The sequence below is a fragment of the Bacillus sp. Leaf49 genome (genome assembly GCF_001426125.1).
Lineage (GTDB): Bacteria > Bacillota > Bacilli > Bacillales > Bacillaceae > Bacillus > Bacillus altitudinis.
In genome coordinates, this window is the sequence record NZ_LMRK01000022.1 from 75,810 (window position 1) to 95,863 (window position 20,054).

Here is a 20,054-nt window from a genome sequence, read left to right on the forward strand (position 1 = left end):
TGAATGGGTTGATTCACGTGACAATTACACCTTCATTGGTCATTGAAAAGGGACTCGTATGTTCCAATTGATCGGATGAATCAAGGCGTATGTTGCGTATTTGTCAACATGCGCCTTTTTATCATGTATAAAAGAGGCGTACCAGTCAGCTGGTTGCCTCTTTTTTTGTTGTATACATTTCGTATCTCGAAATAATGGAATGCATCAACAACTAAATGAAGAGGAGTGAAAGCATGTGAACATGCCAAAGGCAAGACAAATGACAAAAGCTCAAAAAACGAAACAAGGTGACAATCAGGAAAATATAGAAAGCGGCTAGCTTTAAAAGGAGAGACAAACATGTTTTCAGTATTTGTGAAATTAGGCTGGTTCTTTAAACAAGAGTGGCGGCGCTATACAATCGCCATTACGCTGCTGCTCATTGTGAATGTGCTTGAAATGCTGCCACCGAGGTATCTAGGTCAAGCAGTTGATGACATTCGGTCTGGTCAATTTACAACATCCAGTATCTTATTTTACGTAACCATTTTTTGCTTACTTGGTGTCAGTGTCTATGCACTCACCTACTTTTGGATGTATCAGTTATTTGGCGGCGCGAATGTCATGGAGCGTGTGATGCGCGGAAAATTAATGCGCCACTTACTTAAGATGACACCCACCTTTTATGAAAAGAAAAAAACCGGAAATTTAATGGCGTTAGGTACAAATGATTTGAATGCTGTGGCTTTAACAACAGGCTTTGGCGTTTTAACATTAGTCGATTCCACTGCTTACATGCTGATGATCTTTTTTACGATGGGACTGACGATCAGCTGGAAATTAACTTTAATGGCCATTATTCCGATGCCACTGATGGCGATTTTGATAGCGTTTTATGGCAGTAAAATTCATGAACGCTTTACAGTCGCTCAAGATGCATTTGGTGATATGAATGATCGTGTATTAGAATCAGTTGCCGGCGTTCGGGTGATTCGGTCTTTTGTACAGGAAAAACAAGATGTGAATCGCTTTCGAGAAATGACAGATGATGTTTTTCAAAAAAATATGAGAGTAGCGATCATTGATTCATTGTTTGAGCCGACGGTGAAATTGCTTGTGGGGATCAGTTATTTAATCGGTATCGGTTACGGCGCATATCTTGTGTTCCAAAGTGATTTAACCATTGGTGAGCTTGTCGCATTTAACGTCTATCTGGGGATGATGATCTGGCCAATGTTTGCCATTGGTGAATTGATTAATATCATGCAAAGAGGAAATGCCTCATTAGACCGGTTGAATCATACACTCAGTTATCAACCGGATGTAACTGACGCAGCCAAGCCAAAAAGATTACAAGAGCCTGGCGATATTCAATTTGAACATGTGACATTTAGATATCCAACTTCCTCTAAAGATAATCTAACGGATGTCTCCTTTACTGTACGAAAAGGGCAAACGATTGGTATTACAGGAAAAACGGGAAGTGGAAAAACAACGATTGTCAAACAGCTTCTTCGTCAGTATCCGACAGGTGATGGGAAGATCTTGCTTTCAGGTGTTCCAATTGAGGACATTGAATTGGATCAACTGTTCCAATGGATTGGCTATGTTCCGCAAGATCATGTCCTTTTCTCAAAAAGTGTAGAAGAGAATATGCGTTTCGGTCATAGAGACGCGAGAGAAGCTGAATTAGCACAAGCGATTAAAGATGCTTACTTTGAAAAGGATTTGCGCCTTTTACCAGAAGGCTTGGAAACCATGGTTGGAGAAAAGGGAGTGGCGCTGTCAGGAGGACAGAAGCAGCGGATTTCCATTGCACGTGCTTTATTAATTGATCCAGACATTTTGATTTTGGATGACTCGTTATCTGCAGTTGATGCAAAAACAGAAACGGCTATTTTAGAGAATTTAAGACAAAATCGTCATGGAAAAACGACATTTATTACAACCCACCGTCTATCAGCTGTAGAGCATGCGGATCTCATTCTTGTCATGGAAGAAGGACGTATTGTTCAAAAGGGAACCCATCAAGCGCTTATTCAGCAAGATGGATGGTATAAAGAGCAATTTCTGCGTCAGCAGCTGACAAATCAGCTGGAAGGAGGGGATGAGGCATGACAACAGGGAGAAGACTTCTTGCCTATGCACTCCTGTATAAAAAAGTATTGTCTGTTGCTTTGATCTTTCTGATCATTGCAGTTGGTGCTGAGTTGACAGGACCTTTCATTGGGAAAAAAATGATTGATGATCATATTTTAGGTGTAGAAAAACCGTATGTTGAGGTAAATGAAAAAACAGATAAAACGGTTTATTACCAGGGAAATAACTATATAAGAAGTGACCGGCTACAGAATCAAAATGAAGCTGGAAAGCAAATCAATGTCGTGCAAGTCGGATTTGGGTACTATTTTGTGAATGAACCGATTCGATTTGACGGGAGCCGTACAATAGAAGGGGATCAGCTCACCATTGAAAATGGAAGCGAGCGTGAGACGTATCAGGTACAGCGTTTATCCAAAGAGGAAATCTTTGCTTTTTATCAGCCGGAAATCAGTGGTTTGGTACAGCTTGTTCTATTTTATTTTGGGATGCTCGTCATTGCGATTTTCTTTCAATATGGGCAGCACTATTTACTCCAGCGTATTGCAAATCGCATTATTCAAAAAATGCGAGTGGACGTATTTGAACATATTCAAACGCTTCCGATTCGGTATTTTGATAATTTACCGGCTGGAAAGGTTGTCGCCCGGATTACGAATGACACAGAAACCATTCGTGATTTATATGTCACAGTACTCGCTAATTTTGTCACAAGTGCCATTTACATGGTTGGAATTTATATCGCCATGTTCTTATTAAATGTGAAGCTGGCGCTTATTTGTTTAGTGGCTGTTCCGATTATTTTCCTATGGTCGATGACTTACCGAAAGTTTGCGTCAGTTTACAATCATCGCATTCGATCCATCATCAGTGAAATTAATGCCAAGCTAAATGAAGCCATTCAAGGAATGACGATTATTCAAGCATTTCGACATGAACAAGCAACGAAAGAAGAATTTGATGAGCTGAATAACAATCACTTTCGATATCAGCGAAAGATGCTTCATTTAAATTCACTGCTTTCACATAACTTGGTGAATCTGCTTCGGAACTTAGCATATGTCGCACTCATTTGGTATTTTGGCGGCGCGTCCTTAAGTGCGGCGGGCATTGTGTCGATTGGGGTGCTCTATGCATTTGTCGATTATTTAAATCGTTTGTTCCAGCCGATTACAGGCATTGTGAATCAATTCTCTAGATTAGAATTAGCCAGGGTTTCATCTGAACGGGTCTTTCGATTATTAGATGAGCCAGGTACTGAAGTGGAAGAACCAATTCAGAAGAAACTAGAGGGACACGTCCAATTTCAGGATGTTACCTTTGCGTATAATGAAGGGAAAGATGTATTAAAGAACATCACCTTTGAGGCGAAAAAAGGTCAGACGGTGGCACTCGTTGGACATACCGGTTCTGGGAAAAGTTCGATCATGAATTTGCTGCTACGTTTTTATGATATTCAGCATGGGGATATCCTCATTGATGGAGAAAGCATCTATGATCAGTCGCGCCAAACGCTGCGTAAACAAATGGGCATTGTACTGCAAGATCCCTATTTATTTTCTGGAACGATCGCATCCAATGTCAGTTTGGGAAATGAAGACATTAAAAGAGAAACGATTGAAACATCGTTAAAGCAAGTGGGCGCAGCAGAACTATTAAAGCATTTGCCTGAAGGTTTTGATGAACCAGTTGTTGAAAAGGGGAGTACTCTTTCCTCTGGGGAGCGTCAATTGATTTCATTTGCCCGTGCACTGGCATACGATCCAGCGATCTTAATTCTAGATGAAGCGACGGCTAACATTGATACAGAAACAGAAGCCATCATTCAGCGGGCGCTAGATGTCGTCAAAGAAGGACGAACCACTTTTGTCATTGCACACCGATTATCTACTATTAAGAAAGCTGACATGATTTTGGTGTTAGAAAAGGGTGAGATTGTCGAGCGCGGCAGCCACGAAGAGCTCATGGAGCAAGGCGGACTGTATGCGCAAATGTACGAATTACAAAAGGGAGCTGTGACGAGCAGCTGATAGGATGAGTAGCAAAAGCCTCTTTCAATTTGAAAGAGGCTTTTTCATGGCAATGAAAAAAGTCGAGGCTTCATGATATGATCTCGACTTTTACTGGTTGTATATCATTTACACGAACTAAATGGTCAATAAGCGATACCGACACGTTGATGCACAAATTCTTTTGAGTTTAACTGCTGATACAAAAAGTGTGCGGTATCTTCAACTGAGATTTTCTGTCCATCTATAGGGAGAAAATTCTTTTCATAGCGATATGACCGTGTCACTTCTCCATCTGGTAAATAGGTTGGGCAAATGATTGTCCAATCTAGTTCAGTTGATTGAAGAATTTCAAATGCTTTGGCATGTTCTTTAGCAGCTCGGGAAGTGGTTCGCCTTGATTCATTTGTTTCAAAGCGGTAAAGCTCAGGCTGCTGCCTTGCTTTCAAAATCCCTGCTGTACCAATTGTTATAATTCTTGATGTTCCTGTTTGCTTCATGGCTTGTACGATATGTTCCATTGAAACAGATAAAGTATCATCACCATCTGTTGATAGACAGCTCACGACAATATCTGATCCTTTAATTGTTTCAAGAACATCCTCTTGATTTCTGGAATTGCCGGTGACTTGAAACATACCCGCAAGCATTTCTTCCCGGTTTGTCCGAATTAACGAGCGAACCATGTAACGATCATCTTCTTTTACGAAACGAAGAAATGCTTGTCCTACACGTCCATGAGCACCGAAAAGAGCTATTTTCATCTGATCGATCCCTCCACTACATACTATAAGTGAAAAGAACTTAAAATGGTACAGTTTTATGTCATGCTTTTTTTATAAAGATGAAAGGACCGAATACTATGAGCATATTCACATAATAGAGAGATACCGACAAATTGTAGAAGTTCAAAATTCACACCTGAAATAATGTCCATGAAGATCCGCTCCTTTCTAATACATCATATGAATTCAAAAGGAATCGGTGAGGGATAAAATCAAAAATAGAAGACACCATAAGAGGTGCCTTCTATGATCCAGATATGAAATTAAGCTTTTGTTCCGCCAAGGTTTTGCTGAGCGTAAGATACAAGACGTTTCGTGATTTCTCCACCAACTGAACCGTTAGCACGAGCTGTTGTTTCTGCTCCAAGGTTTACACCAAACTCAGAAGCGATTTCGTATTTCATTTGATCGATTGCTTGCGCTGCTCCAGGAACTAGTAATTGATTTGAACTATTAGAATTTGCCATGATGTGAATCTCCTTTTTATATATGATTTTTTTGGTTGGGTTTGCTGGAGTCGCACCAGCGAAATGACCAAGTCATTTGCCACTTGGCGAAACCCAATGTGGTAACTGCTTTGTACTAAATATTATGGTTCGCTACGAAAAAAACATACGGAAAAAGAACATGGTAAATGTTGTTTTCATATACAAAAAACCACCACCCAATGGTGATGGTTTGTGGAACGTCTTCTTATTCAGCTGAGCGGATGCGGAGCTCAGTCTCTGTATCAAAGAAGTGCGCTTTATTCATATCAATGGCAAGAGGGATTGTCTGACCTGCCTGAATATCTGTGCGAGAATCAACACGTGCAATAAACGTTTGACCAGCGAGAGAAGAATAAAGCATCGTTTCCGCTCCCATTAATTCAGCCACTTCTACGTTTGCTTCAATTTTTGTTCCTTCAGAAGCCTCTATAAACACAGGCTCATCATGGAAATCTTCTGGTCTGATGCCTAGAATCACATCTTTTCCGATATAGCCCTGACTGCGTAATACTTTCATTTTTCCTTCTGGTACACGAATGTGCGTATTCCCAATGGCAATGGCTCCGTCAGACAGTTTTCCTGTAAAAAAGTTCATCGCTGGAGAGCCAATAAATCCTCCTACAAAGACATTCTCTGGGTTTTCATACACATCCTTTGGTGCGCCAACCTGCTGAATAAAGCCATCTTTCATGACAACAAGCCGAGTAGCCATTGTCATGGCTTCTGTTTGATCGTGTGTGACATAGATGAATGTCGTCTGCAGCCGCTGATGAAGTTTAGAAATTTCGGCACGCATCTGAACACGAAGTTTAGCATCTAAATTAGAGAGAGGTTCATCCAAAAGAAAGACTTTGGCATCGCGCACAATGGCCCTTCCAAGTGCAACACGCTGTCTTTGACCTCCAGACAATGCCTTAGGTTTTCGATCTAAGTATTGTTCAAGCCCTAATATTTTCGCAGCGTTTCGTACCCGCTCATCAATTTCTGCTTTAGGAAATTTTCGAAGCTTTAATCCAAAAGCCATATTATCGTACACATTCATATGAGGGTATAAGGCATAGTTTTGGAAAACCATCGCAATATCCCGATCTTTTGGTGCCACATCATTCATTCGCTTGCCGTCTAATAGAAAATCCCCTTGTGAAATTTCTTCAAGGCCTGCAATCATGCGGAGAGTTGTTGATTTTCCGCACCCAGATGGACCAACAAACACAATAAATTCTTTATCCTCAATATGTAGATTAAAGTTATCTACTGCTGTTACTTTGTTATCGTACACTTTATAAATTTGATTCAGCATCATTTCAGCCATAGGTGGTAGCCTCCCAGTCCTTTTTGAAAGCGCTTTACTTATAAATGAAGTGTATAAAAAGGAAGGGTGTCTGTAAATGGACAACGTGCACAACATCTTATTTTCATTTTTAGGCAAGGTGCTCATGATAGGATCAGATCATTTAAGAAAGATCGAGAAGATTCATCATGAAATAAGCAGCTGACGCTTCTTGAAAATGCCGTATATCTAGCCCTGTCCGTTCAATAAATTTATCAATCCGATACTGAAGGCTGTTTCGATGAACATATAACGCTTTTGCTGCCTGCGATGCATTTAAATTACACTGCATATAGGTCGTGAGAGTCCGGTAAACGTCCCGATCAAAGATTGTTTCTATAAATGCATCTGAAATAGCGGCAGAAACCATGTCTGTATCATGGCGAATGAAAGCAGGTAGACATTGATAAAATGTTGCAACCCCTGACCTAAGTTTTCCTTGCTTCAGATGCCATAAAAAGAGCTGATGTTCATTTAATAATCTCATTTTTAAATTTCCATTCGGCAAATGCAGCTGTCCTTGCATGAAGACAACGTCTGTTAAAAAATCACTTGTGATGGCTTGAGACAGATCATGTAGCTGTTCAAGTTGACCATTTTCTGATGTAGCGTTTGTTTGAATGAGCATAGCTGTTTCAGTGCCTGTCCATATGAAATGAATATCTTCGAGGCTGCTGTTCACAGCCTCTTTTATTTGCTGCCTTTGTTCTGCTTGGTGATCCATTTTGAAAAAATAAACACGGACGGATTGATCGATGGTGATTGATTTGTTTTCAAAGAGATAGCTGTACCATTTCTGTTCTTCTTCCGTTTCCTGCGTATGAGGTACATCAATTGGTGTGAGGAATGAATTGAGAAGAAGCGCTTCCCTTTCTGTTAGCTCCGTTTTGTTTACTCCGAAAATTTCGCCTTCGTCTGTTTGATACCAGAGAATTTGTTTATCATTTGTTGGTGAACTGATGATATGGTGTCCGTAAACAAGTTTTAGTTTTTCTAACATGGCGAGGCTCCTTAAACAGTTTAATCATACACATGGAATAGCATTAATTCGTGGATTTCTTCTTTTAAGGTTGGTTCAACTTCATGAGGCGGAAGCTGAGAGCCCCATTCAATATCACCCGTTTTGTGATAAATGCCTTCATAGTGTGAACCATTATGAAAAAAGGATATTTTCCAGCCAGGTAATTGCGCTTTTTTAAAGAGAGGTTTCCATTGAAAATGAGAAATCATATCATCATTGCCTCCTTGCTTTTATTGATGAAACAATAAATACACACGACAATACGGAAACAACCTTGAACTTGGTTTTATTGTATCTCATCTGATGAAAAGAGCATAGGGAAAGCACAGATTTCAGAGACATGAAAAGAAAACATCAGTAGGCGTTTGCATGGTCTATAGGAGTAAGAGCCATTTGTGTTAGGTAAGATGCGTATTCAACGATTCTTTTCCCAATCAGCCATTCTGAGTTTTTCAATGGTGCATGCAGAAAAATCTCGCGGCCTGGACGAGAATTGGCTTCAAACATCCAGATAGCACCTAAGTGATCAATACCTAAGTCAAAACCAATTTCCCCAATCAGACCGGGCATTTTTTCATCTATCACACGACTAAGTGCGAGGGCAGTATCAGAGAGCTCTTGCAAAACCTTCAAACGTTTCTCTGCATCAGGAAAGATATCATACAGTGTTTTTACTGAACCACCATGCAGTTGATGGGTTGTGACAGTGTGATCTCCTGAAACTTTTCCAGCAGCGGCTGTAACAGTCCAATGACCATACTTATTTTTATTCGTATGAATTCTAAAATCCAGTGGTTGATTGTCTATTTGAAGAAGCTCAATGCCTTGTTGTGCAATCAAGTCTTGAATTGCACAATCTTCCCGCAGTTTTTTCACGAAATGGTCTACGGAATGATATGAAGTGGATTTCCCTTTATTTGAGCAGACAGTGACCCCGTTTTCCGTCTTCTTTAACTGATAAATCCCGTCTCCGTGACTGCCGTTTGTTGGTTTTAAATAAATGACATGATGCAGATGAAGGAGTGTTTCTATTTTATTTAAAGCATCAACAGGATCTAATCGTATAGAATGTGGTAAGAAAGAGCTTGTTTTTTCATCTGTTAATAGCTGTTCATGAATGTCCCATTTATTAAAAAAATAAGGGTTGAACCAAGGGATATCGTAGTCTTGAGTGAGTTTTCGTTTTGTTTCTTGAATGAATGCCGACTGAGCAGCCTTTCTATTAGGCAGCCGGTCATAAACAACGGATGGGAGGGGCATCTGCTTTTTTACCCAGCGCTCCTCTTGGTAAAGCAAACCTTCTACTATTCCTTTATCCCAATCGATAGAATGAGTACCAAAAAGATATGCAAAACCAGCATGCTGCCTACAAGATTGCAGCAATTTCATAAAATAGGAAGATCTTGCGCCTAAAGGTGCTGTATTTTGTTCGAATCCTGCAGTGAAAATGCCGATGAGAGGTCCTATATAGAGTGTATGTTGAACTAATATGACATCAGCTTTCGTTTTGTATGGAATGAGTAAAGCGCGATAAAGGTCTTCTGATAATAAAATCCTTTGTGATTGATGATGATAGGAAATGGTGAAATCATCTACTAAACAAGAACCTAAAGCAATAGATAAAATTGCCTCCTGCTCTTTAAACTGAGCAGGGAGATATACTGTTTTTTCACTTGCTGAATGAGGAGCGATGATGTAGCGTTTTCTCTTCATAAGGAACCTCCTTTTCTTCAGCCATCATCGATTTGGCATGTTCAAGTATGGTCTGAATCAATTGATTCTCCCTCTCAGGGTAAGCTTTTAAAAAAGAGGATCGTCCTGGCTTTGATCTTACATTTGAGATGAAAAGTCTGCCTTCATTTGTATGAAGCAAGTCTATAGCGAATTCAATACACGGTGAGAAAGTTTTGTCTATAAACGCTGGAAGAGATGATTGAATGGAGGCAATATCATCTAACAACAGCTCCTTGATGTGTGGCTTTAATGAGTTTAAATAGTGATCAAAGGCTACCACATGAATGGAATTTTGTGTATTGCTTAAAAGGCTGTTTTCTACTGATGGTTTTGTATGAATCCCCATGCTATTCCATTGATTTTGTGAATTTTTTATAAGAAAAATCCTAATTTCATTGAATATAACGTCTTTTTGATCATTCGTGTTAAAAAATTGAAGGAAAGATCGGCCGATATACTTTTTGCACCAGCGTTCAACCTCTGCTGAATGTGAAAAGGTGATGATTTGCTTAGCGTTTAGCTGCACAGTAATGAGTGATTTGTCTTTTAAAGAAATGAAGCAAGAGGGTGCTGCGTGCTGTTGAGAAAGCGGCTGTATTTTACAATATCCGCCCTTTCTGACCAAGTTGAGCAGGTCTGAAGGCTCTGTCAATAGAGAGCAGACAGGTAAGTATGGTTGTAAAGAAGGGAGGAGACGGAGCTGCTCGAATAGCCGCATTTTATTTGAAATTCCAGTATTCAAAAAAACGGTTTTCGGATACTTTTTTAACCAATTCATGATAGGTTTTGCTTTTTTAGATTGTGCGTCATGCTGATAAAGACAACGATCATAAATCAAGTCAGGAATCTGAAATTCTGACGCTTCAAATCCTTTGCCAGTCTTAAATTTTTGACCGTGAATGACATTTGAAGCAGGCTTTAAATCTAGAGGTGAAAAACGAACAACTTCTAAATCAAAAGAAGAGGCTGCTTTGGCAAGCTGATGTGTGAATGCTTCTTCATGCTTCGGAGAAAGAGTGACAATGCCGAGCGTTGACGTCATGAAACAACACCTACTTTTCAAATTCTTTTTTTAACATCTGAAAAACACTTTTTGTTGATTTTACATAAACTTGGCGTTCCTATATCATTACGACAGATCGTTGTCTCATATGTCACATTGAATGCTTCATTTGCTTGGACTCTTGACAACAACTATAATACGTATAGATAAAAACAATAAACTTCAGGTGTTGTTTGAAAGGTAGATGACGACTTTGGATATATTCACAACGTTTATCTTTATGATTGTGATAGGTGCAGTGATAGGGGCAGCAACAAACCATCTCGCAATTAAAATGCTTTTTCGTCCGTATAAGCCATATTATTTATTTGGGAAGCAGCTCCCATTTACACCGGGTCTCATTCCTAAAAGAAGAGATGAAGTAGCCAAGCAGGTTGGCGTCATGGTGATGGAGCATTTACTAACGCCAGAGGGTATTAAAAAACGATTTGAATCATCAGAGGCAAAGCAAGAGATATTGCAGGCAGTGCACCGATATATTGATAAAGGTGCTGATATGGAAATGACGGTTTTCTCCATGTTAGAAAAATACGGTTTTTCACAGGCTGACGTTAAAGCTGACGCATGGCTTCATCAGTGGACTGATCATAAGCTCCACTCACTGCTTGAAAAGTATGATCAGCAAACATTGTCTGAGCTGTTGCCACAGGATGTAGAAAATAAGCTTGCATCAAAAATTCCAGATGCCGCAGATTATATTTTAAAGAGAGGCATTCATTATTTTGAAAGTGATGAGGGAAAAGCAAGACTCGGTCATATGATAGATGATTTCTTAAAAGAACGAGGAATGCTTGGCAGTATGGTCCAAATGTTTTTAGGGAATTCAAGCTTAATTGATCGCGTGCATCCTGAAATGATGAAGTTCTTAAAGAATGCAGAGACAAAAAGGTTTTTATCAGATTTACTTGTTCAAGAATGGGTCAAGGTAAAGCAATTTTCTTTACATGAGCTTGATGAAAAATGGAATGTGAAGGAGCTTCTATTTAGTGTGAAAAAGCAATTGCTTTCACATTTTTCTACAAAGGTGCTGTTAGATAGACCAGTAGGAGTTTACATCAGTGCAGTAGCGGATGATCTTAAGACCAAGTTTGCTCCATCTCTCATTGATAAAGGGATTGAAGCCGCATCTAATGCGCTTGAGGGACTGCTCGCAAAGCTCCAATTTGAAGAAATTATTCGTGAACAAATTGAACTTTTCCCGCTTGAAAAAATGGAAGAGCTTGTGATCAGCATATCTAATAAGGAGCTGAAGATGATCACATTTTTAGGTGGTCTTTTAGGTGGATTGATCGGTGCTGTCCAAGCGATTTTTGTCACCTTATTCTAAGGCAAGATCGAGAAATTTCGATGAATTTATTGTATATATGTGAAACGAAAGCCATAGTTTGTTATAGTGGAGTGGTGTCCGCCGATCCATATCGGTGATAACGGATAGAAAGGAGACATAACATGTCTGTAAATCTTTATGATGTTGCATATGACCTTGAAAAAGCACTGCGTCATAGCGAAGAATATTCAGCGTTAAGAAATCTTTATGATGAGGTAAATGGGGATGAATCCTCTAAAAGAATGTTTGAGAACTTCCGTGACATTCAAGTAAACCTTCAACAAAAACAAATGACTGGTCAAGAGATTACACAAGAAGAAGTAGAGCAAGCGCAAAAAACGGTTGCACTTGTGCAGCAACACGATAAAATCTCTCAGTTGATGGAAGCAGAACAACGCGTAAGTGTTCTCATCGGTGAATTAAATAAAATTATCATGAAGCCTCTTGAAGAGCTTTATGGAAATACAGAAGAAAATTAATTGAAAGGGCGATCATATTCGCCCTTTTTTTCATTCATATCGCCGCTTGTATATCTTTAAAAAAAGGGTTGTCGAAGCTCGTAAATTCTGCGATAATACTTATTGAAAGTGCTTTCAAAAAGCGCTATCGTGATGAATTGGGTGCGTTCCACTTTGGATTTACGGCGATGAGCCAAATGAGAGAGAAGCGCTTCTGGGAGAAAAGCAAAGCATAAGGGGATATGATATAAGCAATGCTTTGGTGTGTGAAAGATGAGGGGATCATGGGGAGCTTCATCACGCCATTGTTACGCATCCAAACCATACATAAAAAAAAGCCTAGGGGTAGGCTTTTTTTATTTGCGATTGAGGCATAAAACAAGGGCTGCTTCAACTGCATGTTCTAAAGCGATAAGCTAGGGCATATCCTCATCGTAAGTACAGTCATCAAGAAGGGGGATGCCTCAGTGTCAAAAAAGCTACTTGCACTCAATATAGATGGAACGTTGCTTCGTTCCAATGGGAAAATCCATTCCGCTACAAAAGAAGCTGTGGAATATGTTAAGAAAAAAGGGGTTTACGTGACGATTGTCACCAACCGTCATTTTCGATCCGCGCAAAAAATTGCCAAGGCGTTGAAAATACCAACTTCAACTCTTGTGACGCATAGTGGTGCATTTATCGCTGATAAGCTTGATGAGCCACTCCATGTGAAGAAATTAACGGAAGAGAAAACATTTAATCTTGTGCAGATCCTTGAAAGCTTTGATTGTAATGTTCGCTTGTTACATGAAAAATTCTCAATCGGCAATCGGAAAAAAACACAGTCTCAACTGATGGGAAAAACGTTGATTCATCCATCTGATCCCATTTTCTATCCCGTTCAATTTGTTGAATCATTAAGTGATATGCTCATGGATGAACCGGTTAGCACACCTGTCATTGAAGTGTATTCGACGGCAGCACTTCAGCCTGAAATCCACACAACCATTCAACAAGCATTCCCATCTGTGGATCTGATTAAGATCAGTGATGAGAAAATGAACATTGTATGCAAAGGGGTATCGAAAGAAGCAGGACTTTCTCTTTTAACTTCAGCACTAGGTTTTACATTAGAAGATACGGTCGTGATCGGTCACGGGACAGACGACATCCCGATGCTTGAGTTAGCTGGCTTAGGCGTTGCGATGGGGAATGCACCTCATTCGGTCAAACGTAAAGCCGATTGGGTGACACGTTCTCATGATGAACAGGGTGTTGCTTATATGATCAAAGAATACTTTAGAATGCAGCAAAGGGAAGGTTTTTTACATCAATTTGATATTAAACGATAATATAATGAAGGCCCTGTCTATTAAGAAATGGCAGGGCCTTCGTCTGTTCTCTTCATTGCTTTTCCTAGATGAATTTTGTAAAATGAAACAAGTTTGAAGATAAAGGTGATACGATGCGAATTTTAGTTAAAGGGCTGTCTGATGAACGATTTCATCGACCGCTTGTCAATATAGCCAATTTATTTGAAGAAGATAGTGAAGTGCTGTTTGATTCCGGTGAAGCAAACGATGGCCTAGTGATGGTGTTTGATTGGAAAGAAAATGGCGGTATGGTGGAGGCTTCTGGCCATATTGCTGGATCAGATATGACGAGTCGTTTTACAAGAGAGATGCCAGAGGGCTTGAATGAAAAAGAGCGCTGGAAGCAAATCAAAAACACTGTGTTGTCTGTTTATTTACATCTGCTTCAGGAATATACAGGAATGACGCAAAAATGGGGGATTCTTACGGGGATACGCCCTACGAAATTACTTCATAAGATGCTAAGAGAAGGCATGACAAAGGAAGAAGCACATGCAGCGTTAAAGCGCGATTACTTGATTCATGATGAAAAGATCCATTTGATGCAGGAGATTGTTGATCGTCAAATCAAAGCTATTCCAGATCTGTACGATCTACAGGAGGAAGTGAGTATTTATATCGGTATTCCTTTCTGTCCAACAAAATGTGCTTATTGCACGTTCCCTGCTTATGCCATTCAAGGACAAGCTGGAAGAGTGGGAACGTTTCTTTTTGGGCTGCATTATGAGATGCAAAAAATGGGCGAATGGTTAAAGGAACATGGGATTAAAGTGACGACTGTTTATTTTGGCGGAGGTACTCCAACGAGTATTACAGCAGAAGAAATGGATTTGCTGTATGAGGAGATGTATCGCTCTTTTCCAGATGTGAAACATATTCGGGAAGTCACTGTAGAAGCGGGACGACCTGATACGATTTCACCTGATAAGCTGGAAGTGCTCAACCGTTATCATATTGACCGGATTAGTATCAATCCGCAATCATATGAGAATGAAACATTGAAAGCGATTGGCCGGCACCATAGTGTGGAAGAAACGATTGAAAAGTATCATTTATCAAGGCAGTATGGCATGAATAATATTAACATGGACTTAATCATCGGGCTGCCAGGAGAAGGGCTAAAGGAATTCCAACATTCCTTGTACAAGACAGAAGAACTGAAGCCCGAATCTTTAACGGTGCATACACTTTCCTTTAAGAGAGCGTCTGAAATGACCCGCAATAAGGAAAAGTATCAAGTGGCAGACCGAGAAGAGATCACACGTATGATGGATGAAGCGGTTGCTTGGACAAAGGCACATGACTATCATCCGTACTATTTATACAGACAAAAAAACATTTTGGGGAATCTCGAAAATGTCGGGTATTCGTTAGATGGACAGGAAAGTTTGTATAATATTATCATTATGGAAGAGGTGCAGACGATCATTGGCATTGGATGCGGCGCTGCGAGTAAATTCATTGATCCGCGAACCGGAAAAATTACGCAGTATGCCAATCCAAAAGATCCAAAGTCTTATAATGATCGTTATGAGCACTATACGGAAGAGAAGATTCAGTTTCTTGAGTCATTATTTGTTTCTCACATGTAAACACTGCGGTGACGCAGTGTTTTTTTCATTTGTAAAAGGGTATATAGGGGGTAAAAAGATAAAGCAGGTGTACATATGATGGATGTGATCGGAATTGGGATTGGGCCAGCAAATTTAGGATTGGCCGCTTTATTAGAGGAGTATGAAGATGTGGCATGCTGTTTTTTTGAACAGGAAACCGAATTTGCTTGGCATCCTGGTATGCTCATCAAAGGAACGGACTTACAAGTTTCCTTTCTAGCGGACCTTGTGACAATGGCTAATCCAAGGAGCAAGTATACATTTTTAAATTATTTACATGAATCAAACAGGCTTCACCGATTTTATACATTTGAACAATTTGATATCCCCCGGAGAGAATTCAATGAGTATTTATCATGGGTTGCAGGTGAATTAGATAGCTGTCAGTTCGGGATGAAGGTGGAAGAAGTGACCGACTGTGAAGACGGGTATCTTGTAAAAGTTCGGCGGTTGAAAGATGGGGCGCTTTCTGAATATCGTGCAAAACATGTCGTTCTTGGAACGGGAAGCAAGCCGATGATTCCTGTCGATGTGCCAGAAGCTGCGTTGCCGCATGTGACCCATAGCAGCCGTTATGTGGATCAACAAAAAGAACTTCATGAAGCTGAAACGGTGGCGGTGATTGGTTCAGGTCAGAGTGCAGCTGAAATTTTCTTAGACCTGCTTCAGCATCAGAAGAAAGGACAGCAGCTTTCATGGTTTACACGTTCAAGTGAATTTAGAGAACTAGAGACAGCGGAGCTTGGTCAGGAGCTATTTACACCTTCCTTATGAAGAACGGATGAACACATTGCCTAGACTGGCAGGATTAAGGAATGGCATAGATGCATCGACGCTTTCTCACATTTATCAGGAATTGTACCATCGATCCGTTTCAGGAGAAGAGCCATCTGTACTCATTCAGCCAATGACGGAGCTTGAAGCGATACATATGGAGGATGAGCAGCAGTTAGAGCTGCATTTGAAACAATGGCAGCTGAAGAAAGAAAAGAAAATCACAGCCGATCATGTGGTATTGGCTACAGGATATACGCCTAATATTCCGGAATGGTTTAGCGTATATGAACCATTGATTGAATGGGAGAGCGATAAGCATTTTAAAGTGACAGACGACTTCAGGCTTGTGTTTAAAGACAAACGGTCTCATCATTTCTTTACATTCACGAACCTCGATCACTCTCATGGAACAGCGGCGACCAATTTAAAACTTTCGATCTACCGCAATCAGAAAGTCATCCGAACCATTCGCGGGGATACGAAAGAACAAGTGAAGCAAGAAACAGCATTTCAGCAATTTGAATAGATATAAAATAAAAAAAGGGCCCCAGCACAGGGCCCTTTTCAATTAAATGGTTGTTTCTCTTTTTACTTTTGGTTTTTCAGTTTTCCATTTGAAGATTTTGTTTAGGATTTGATAGATACGCTTTGATTCTTTCGTCACTAGCGGTCCTAAAATCGCAAGGATTAATACATATAATGCAGCAAATGGCTTCAATGTAGCGGCAAGCCCGCCTGCAATCCCAAGTTCGGCTACAATGATGGAAAACTCTCCTCTTGATACGATGGTTAATCCAATATTAGAAGAGGCTTTATGAGAGAAACCGGCTCTTCTTCCAGCAAACATCCCGGCGGTAAAGTTCCCGATCAAGGTGAGAATGACAGCACCGATCGCAAGCCAGAAGGCATCTCCTAATGTAAATGGATCAATACTTAGTCCAAAGCTGAAGAAGAACATGGCGCCAAAGAAATCTCTAAAAGGAACAACGAGATGTTCAATGCGGTCTGAATGCTCTGTTTCTGAAAACACAAGACCGAGTAAGAGAGCGCCAATGGCCTCTGCGACATGAATCGTCTCTGAAAAACCAGCCACGAAGAACAAAGCGGCAAAAATGACAATGATAAATACTTCATTTGAACGGATATCGAATAGTTTGTTTAATAGTTTTGGCAGCTTACGCGCGATGATAAAGAAAATCATCATGTAACCAAAAGCGATTAAAATAGATAATAAGGCACCGCCAACGGACGTGGCATCTCCAAGGACAAGACCTGATACGACAGATAAATAAACGGCGAGAAAAATATCCTCAAACATAATAATCCCAAGAATTAACTCTGTTTCAGGGTTCGCTGTCCGTTTTAAATCGACAAGGACTTTGGCGACAATGGCGCTGGATGAAATGGTGATAACGCCTGCCATAATGAGAACTTCAAGGAATCCAAAGCCTGTGATAAACCCATAAAGCAATCCTAAGCTAAAGTTGATCAAAATATAAATAGATCCGCCGACTGCAATGGATTTACCCGATTTTATGAGTTTGCCGACAGAGAACTCAAGCCCAAGGTAGAATAGAAGGAACAGGACACCCATTCTACCAAAAAACGAAATAATCTCGGTGCTCTCGATAAACTTCAAATCAATGATCCCGATTGTTGGTGCATGCGGACCAACAATCATCCCGAGGACAATGAGAAAAGGAATGATAGAAAATTTAATTTTATTGGCGATTAAGCTGGCAATGGCGATGAGAATAAGCGCCGTTCCAACTTCAAAGACTAAATGATCCATTCATCACTCTCCCCCTCTAGAAAGAAAATCACGTATCAATCGCTTCAAGTGTTTTCTTTCGCCTGAAATGACCATCGTATCATTTGCTTGAATAATCGAATCGGCACCAGGGTTGAGTAATTTTTCATTTGTATGTTTAATGATCGCAATGACGGTGACTTCATAATTTTGTCTCACATCTAAATCGCCGAGTGTATGTCCAACTGCTTTTGCGTCTTTTTCTACCTTAAACCATTCAATGATCAAATCATTGAACGCCATTTCAATCGTTTCAAGTGCTTGCGGCTTATACACCATACCGCCAATAATGGCAGCAATTTGCCGGGCTTCAGCATCATCGAGAGAAATGGTGGACAGTATTTCATCTGGATCTTCATCGTCGAAACGATAAATCTCCCGTCTGCCATCATCATGAATCACAATCGTCATCTTTTCTCTATTTCTCGTTTCAATTTCAAATTTCTTTCCAATCCCAGGAAGATCATTTTCTTTAATGTTCATTTTATCCCTCCGAATATGATAGGTTTTGTTTTTCATATAGTGAGTACGGATGAAATAAAATGAATCAGTCGAGGTAATTTGATTGGTACATAATGGGGATTGCACACTTCATTTCTAAAAAACATAAATCAATAGATAACGCTGTGGTTGATGCAAGCTTTACAAGAACAGCTTTTGAAGCGCCCATTGATAACCTCTGTTTTAACAGAAGAGATGCGGCATGTTTTTTTGAAAACGGAGGTGTCTTCACAGCATTGATTTCTTCATCATAAATCGATGGAGAAATCAGGCTCGGTGTGCTCGCTTCTGCTTGTGAAGCAAAAACGACATTTGAAAAGGGAGAAAACATGACGATGCAGCTAATCAATATACATATGGAACTTCTTATCAATCATTCTCCCCCTTTCATATGATGTTTTATTTCTTATTTTACTATATAAAAATATATTTCTCGTTTCAACAATTATGCTTATTTTAGTATCAGTTGATCTTGAAATTTTTTGTGTAGAGGAAAAGGAATTGCTTGATGGAAATTGAAGTAAGTGATGAGCTTGAAAAGAAAGAGGGGGAATGGATGATGACATATATCAATTGTCAGGTAGATGGGGATATTTTTGAAATCGTTTTCAATAGGCCTGAAGCGTATAATTCGTTTCATGTTGACATGTTTGCTGAATTTAAGGAAGCGTGTGATACAGCGAGTGAGAGCAGTGCGAAAATTGTTGTACTCAAGGGGATGGGCAAAGGGTTTTCAGCAGGCGGAGATATTGGCATGATGCTAAAGCAAGATCGTGAAGAAGATTTTCATCGCGTGATGGATCTGATCGAGGGAATTACACTTTCTTTAGCCAGTATGAAAAAAGTGACGATTGCACTTGTCCACGGGGCAGCGGCTGGTCTTGCTTTTAGCTTTGCCCTTAGCTGTGACTATTTGTTTATGCATCAAGATGCTAAACTTGCCATGAACTTTAATGGAATCGGGTTAATCCCAGATGGCGGAGGGCATTTTTTCCTCACCAAAAGAGTTAGTGAACAAACCGCTAAACAATTGATTTGGAGCGGGCAAAAGCTGCCGGCTGAAGAAGCGCTCAAGCTTCGCCTTGCAGACGGCGTGTTTCAAGATGAGGTGGATACGTATCAGAAAGCGTGCGTCAAGCCGTTTTTAAATATGCCGCTTCAAGCCTTTGTTGAAACAAAGATGATTTATTTTCAGCAGTCAGAATCACAGCTGTTAGCCGTTCTTCAAAAAGAGCGTGCTGCACAAGCTAGACTGAGACAAAGCCGTGATCATCAGGAGGGTGTTCAAGCGTTTTTGGAAAAAAGACGTCCTGTGTTTCATTAAATAGAAGAATGAATGGCCGGCGGATGCCGGCTTTTTTAACGTTCAAATAAAAGAAGTTTACCTGCATCATTGACGAGCCGGTGAGAATGCTTTGTGTATTGTTGTTCGATTAAACGATGACGTCCTAACTCTTTTGCTTTTTCATCACTATCTGTGGTGATTTTTTCGTTTAATAAGGTTTCACCTGACGAATCAAATACAGTCAAAAAGTAGGTTTTCTCCATCTCTGATCTTCCCTTTCTTCTTGTTTTTTAATGAATTATACAAGGAGGAAGTTAAAACCTCTTTTTTTACCCCTAAAAATGTGTTTTTTAGAATAAGAGCGATAGAACGTGCATTCGTAAAAACGGCGTGATAAAATATGGACAACTACAGTAACG

At 40.0% G+C, this 20,054-nt stretch carries 18 protein-coding genes and 1 pseudogene; 8 read left to right on the top strand and 11 right to left on the bottom strand.

The window, feature by feature from the left end:
* The first annotated feature begins 339 nt into the window (after positions 1–339).
* Both ASG46_RS15090 and ASG46_RS15095 read left to right on the top strand, forming a co-directional pair.
* Entirely contained in the window at positions 340–2,097 is a 1,758-nt protein-coding gene (locus ASG46_RS15090) for an ABC transporter ATP-binding protein (protein ID WP_024719974.1), read from the top strand.
* Positions 2,094–4,109, top strand: a complete 2,016-nt coding sequence (locus tag ASG46_RS15095) for an ABC transporter ATP-binding protein (protein WP_025207023.1) — start codon at positions 2,094–2,096, stop codon at positions 4,107–4,109. Before ASG46_RS15090 ends, ASG46_RS15095 begins: the two co-directional genes overlap by 4 nt.
* Before the next feature lie 125 nt (positions 4,110–4,234).
* Here the strand turns inward: ASG46_RS15095 and ASG46_RS15100 are convergent, their stop codons facing one another.
* The 7 genes from ASG46_RS15100 to ASG46_RS15130 all read right to left on the bottom strand — a co-directional run bounded on the left by ASG46_RS15100 (position 4,235) and on the right by ASG46_RS15130 (position 10,488).
* Entirely contained in the window at positions 4,235–4,852 is a 618-nt protein-coding gene (locus ASG46_RS15100; protein ID WP_008348943.1) for an NAD(P)-dependent oxidoreductase, read from the bottom strand.
* Positions 4,853–5,136: 284 nt separating this feature from the next.
* Entirely contained in the window at positions 5,137–5,340 is a 204-nt protein-coding gene (locus ASG46_RS15105) for an alpha/beta-type small acid-soluble spore protein (protein ID WP_008348940.1), read from the bottom strand.
* 226 nt (positions 5,341–5,566) lie between these two features.
* Positions 5,567–6,673 carry an ABC transporter ATP-binding protein gene (locus ASG46_RS15110; RefSeq protein ID WP_024719977.1) on the bottom strand — a complete coding sequence of 369 codons (1,107 nt, stop codon included), beginning with the start codon at positions 6,671–6,673 and terminating at the stop codon, positions 5,567–5,569.
* Between the two features lie 142 nt (positions 6,674–6,815).
* Positions 6,816–7,691, bottom strand: coding sequence for a helix-turn-helix domain-containing protein (locus ASG46_RS15115; protein WP_056705098.1), 876 nt, complete (start codon positions 7,689–7,691; stop codon positions 6,816–6,818).
* 20 nt (positions 7,692–7,711) lie between these two features.
* Entirely contained in the window at positions 7,712–7,921 is a 210-nt protein-coding gene (locus ASG46_RS15120) for a YheE family protein (protein ID WP_008348933.1), read from the bottom strand.
* A 145-nt stretch (positions 7,922–8,066) separates the two neighbouring features.
* Complete coding sequence (locus ASG46_RS15125) at positions 8,067–9,425, bottom strand: YheC/YheD family endospore coat-associated protein (RefSeq protein WP_025207025.1); 1,359 nt, start codon at positions 9,423–9,425, stop codon at positions 8,067–8,069.
* Positions 9,382–10,488, bottom strand: a complete 1,107-nt coding sequence (locus ASG46_RS15130; RefSeq protein WP_025207026.1) for a YheC/YheD family protein — start codon at positions 10,486–10,488, stop codon at positions 9,382–9,384. Before ASG46_RS15130 ends, ASG46_RS15125 begins: the two co-directional genes overlap by 44 nt.
* Before the next feature lie 214 nt (positions 10,489–10,702).
* Here ASG46_RS15130 and ASG46_RS15135 point away from each other — a divergent pair, with 214 nt between their 5' ends.
* The 5 genes and pseudogenes from ASG46_RS15135 to ASG46_RS15155 all read left to right on the top strand — a co-directional run bounded on the left by ASG46_RS15135 (position 10,703) and on the right by ASG46_RS15155 (position 16,565).
* Positions 10,703–11,836, top strand: coding sequence for a DUF445 domain-containing protein (locus ASG46_RS15135; RefSeq protein ID WP_056705099.1), 1,134 nt, complete (start codon positions 10,703–10,705; stop codon positions 11,834–11,836).
* 122 nt (positions 11,837–11,958) lie between these two features.
* On the top strand, positions 11,959–12,315 hold the full coding sequence (locus ASG46_RS15140; protein WP_008348927.1) for a YlbF family regulator: 357 nt from the start codon (positions 11,959–11,961) through the stop codon (positions 12,313–12,315).
* A gap of 446 nt (positions 12,316–12,761) precedes the next feature.
* Positions 12,762–13,628 (top strand): Cof-type HAD-IIB family hydrolase, encoded by an 867-nt coding sequence (locus tag ASG46_RS15145; protein WP_008348923.1) that lies wholly within the window; start codon positions 12,762–12,764, stop codon positions 13,626–13,628.
* Between the two features lie 113 nt (positions 13,629–13,741).
* Positions 13,742–15,241, top strand: coding sequence for a coproporphyrinogen III oxidase (locus ASG46_RS15150; RefSeq protein WP_056705102.1), 1,500 nt, complete (start codon positions 13,742–13,744; stop codon positions 15,239–15,241).
* Between the two features lie 78 nt (positions 15,242–15,319).
* Positions 15,320–16,565, top strand: a pseudogene (locus ASG46_RS15155) (lysine N(6)-hydroxylase/L-ornithine N(5)-oxygenase family protein).
* A gap of 42 nt (positions 16,566–16,607) precedes the next feature.
* Here the strand turns inward: ASG46_RS15155 and ASG46_RS15160 are convergent.
* The 3 genes from ASG46_RS15160 to ASG46_RS15170 form a co-directional block, all read right to left on the bottom strand.
* Positions 16,608–17,831, bottom strand: a complete 1,224-nt coding sequence (locus tag ASG46_RS15160; protein ID WP_007497140.1) for a cation:proton antiporter — start codon at positions 17,829–17,831, stop codon at positions 16,608–16,610.
* A 3-nt stretch (positions 17,832–17,834) separates the two neighbouring features.
* Positions 17,835–18,332, bottom strand: coding sequence for a cation:proton antiporter regulatory subunit (locus ASG46_RS15165; protein ID WP_008348915.1), 498 nt, complete (start codon positions 18,330–18,332; stop codon positions 17,835–17,837).
* A gap of 64 nt (positions 18,333–18,396) precedes the next feature.
* Entirely contained in the window at positions 18,397–18,723 is a 327-nt protein-coding gene (locus ASG46_RS15170) for a potassium:proton antiporter (RefSeq protein WP_235562247.1), read from the bottom strand.
* Positions 18,724–18,858: 135 nt separating this feature from the next.
* Here ASG46_RS15170 and ASG46_RS15175 point away from each other — a divergent pair, with 135 nt between their 5' ends.
* Complete coding sequence (locus ASG46_RS15175) at positions 18,859–19,674, top strand: enoyl-CoA hydratase (RefSeq protein ID WP_081038979.1); 816 nt, start codon at positions 18,859–18,861, stop codon at positions 19,672–19,674.
* Between the two features lie 35 nt (positions 19,675–19,709).
* Here ASG46_RS15175 and ASG46_RS15180 read toward each other — a convergent pair whose 3' ends face one another.
* A complete protein-coding gene (locus tag ASG46_RS15180; RefSeq protein ID WP_008348907.1) occupies positions 19,710–19,898 on the bottom strand; it encodes a YhzD family protein in 189 nt (62 codons plus the stop codon).
* Positions 19,899–20,054: the final 156 nt, after the last annotated feature.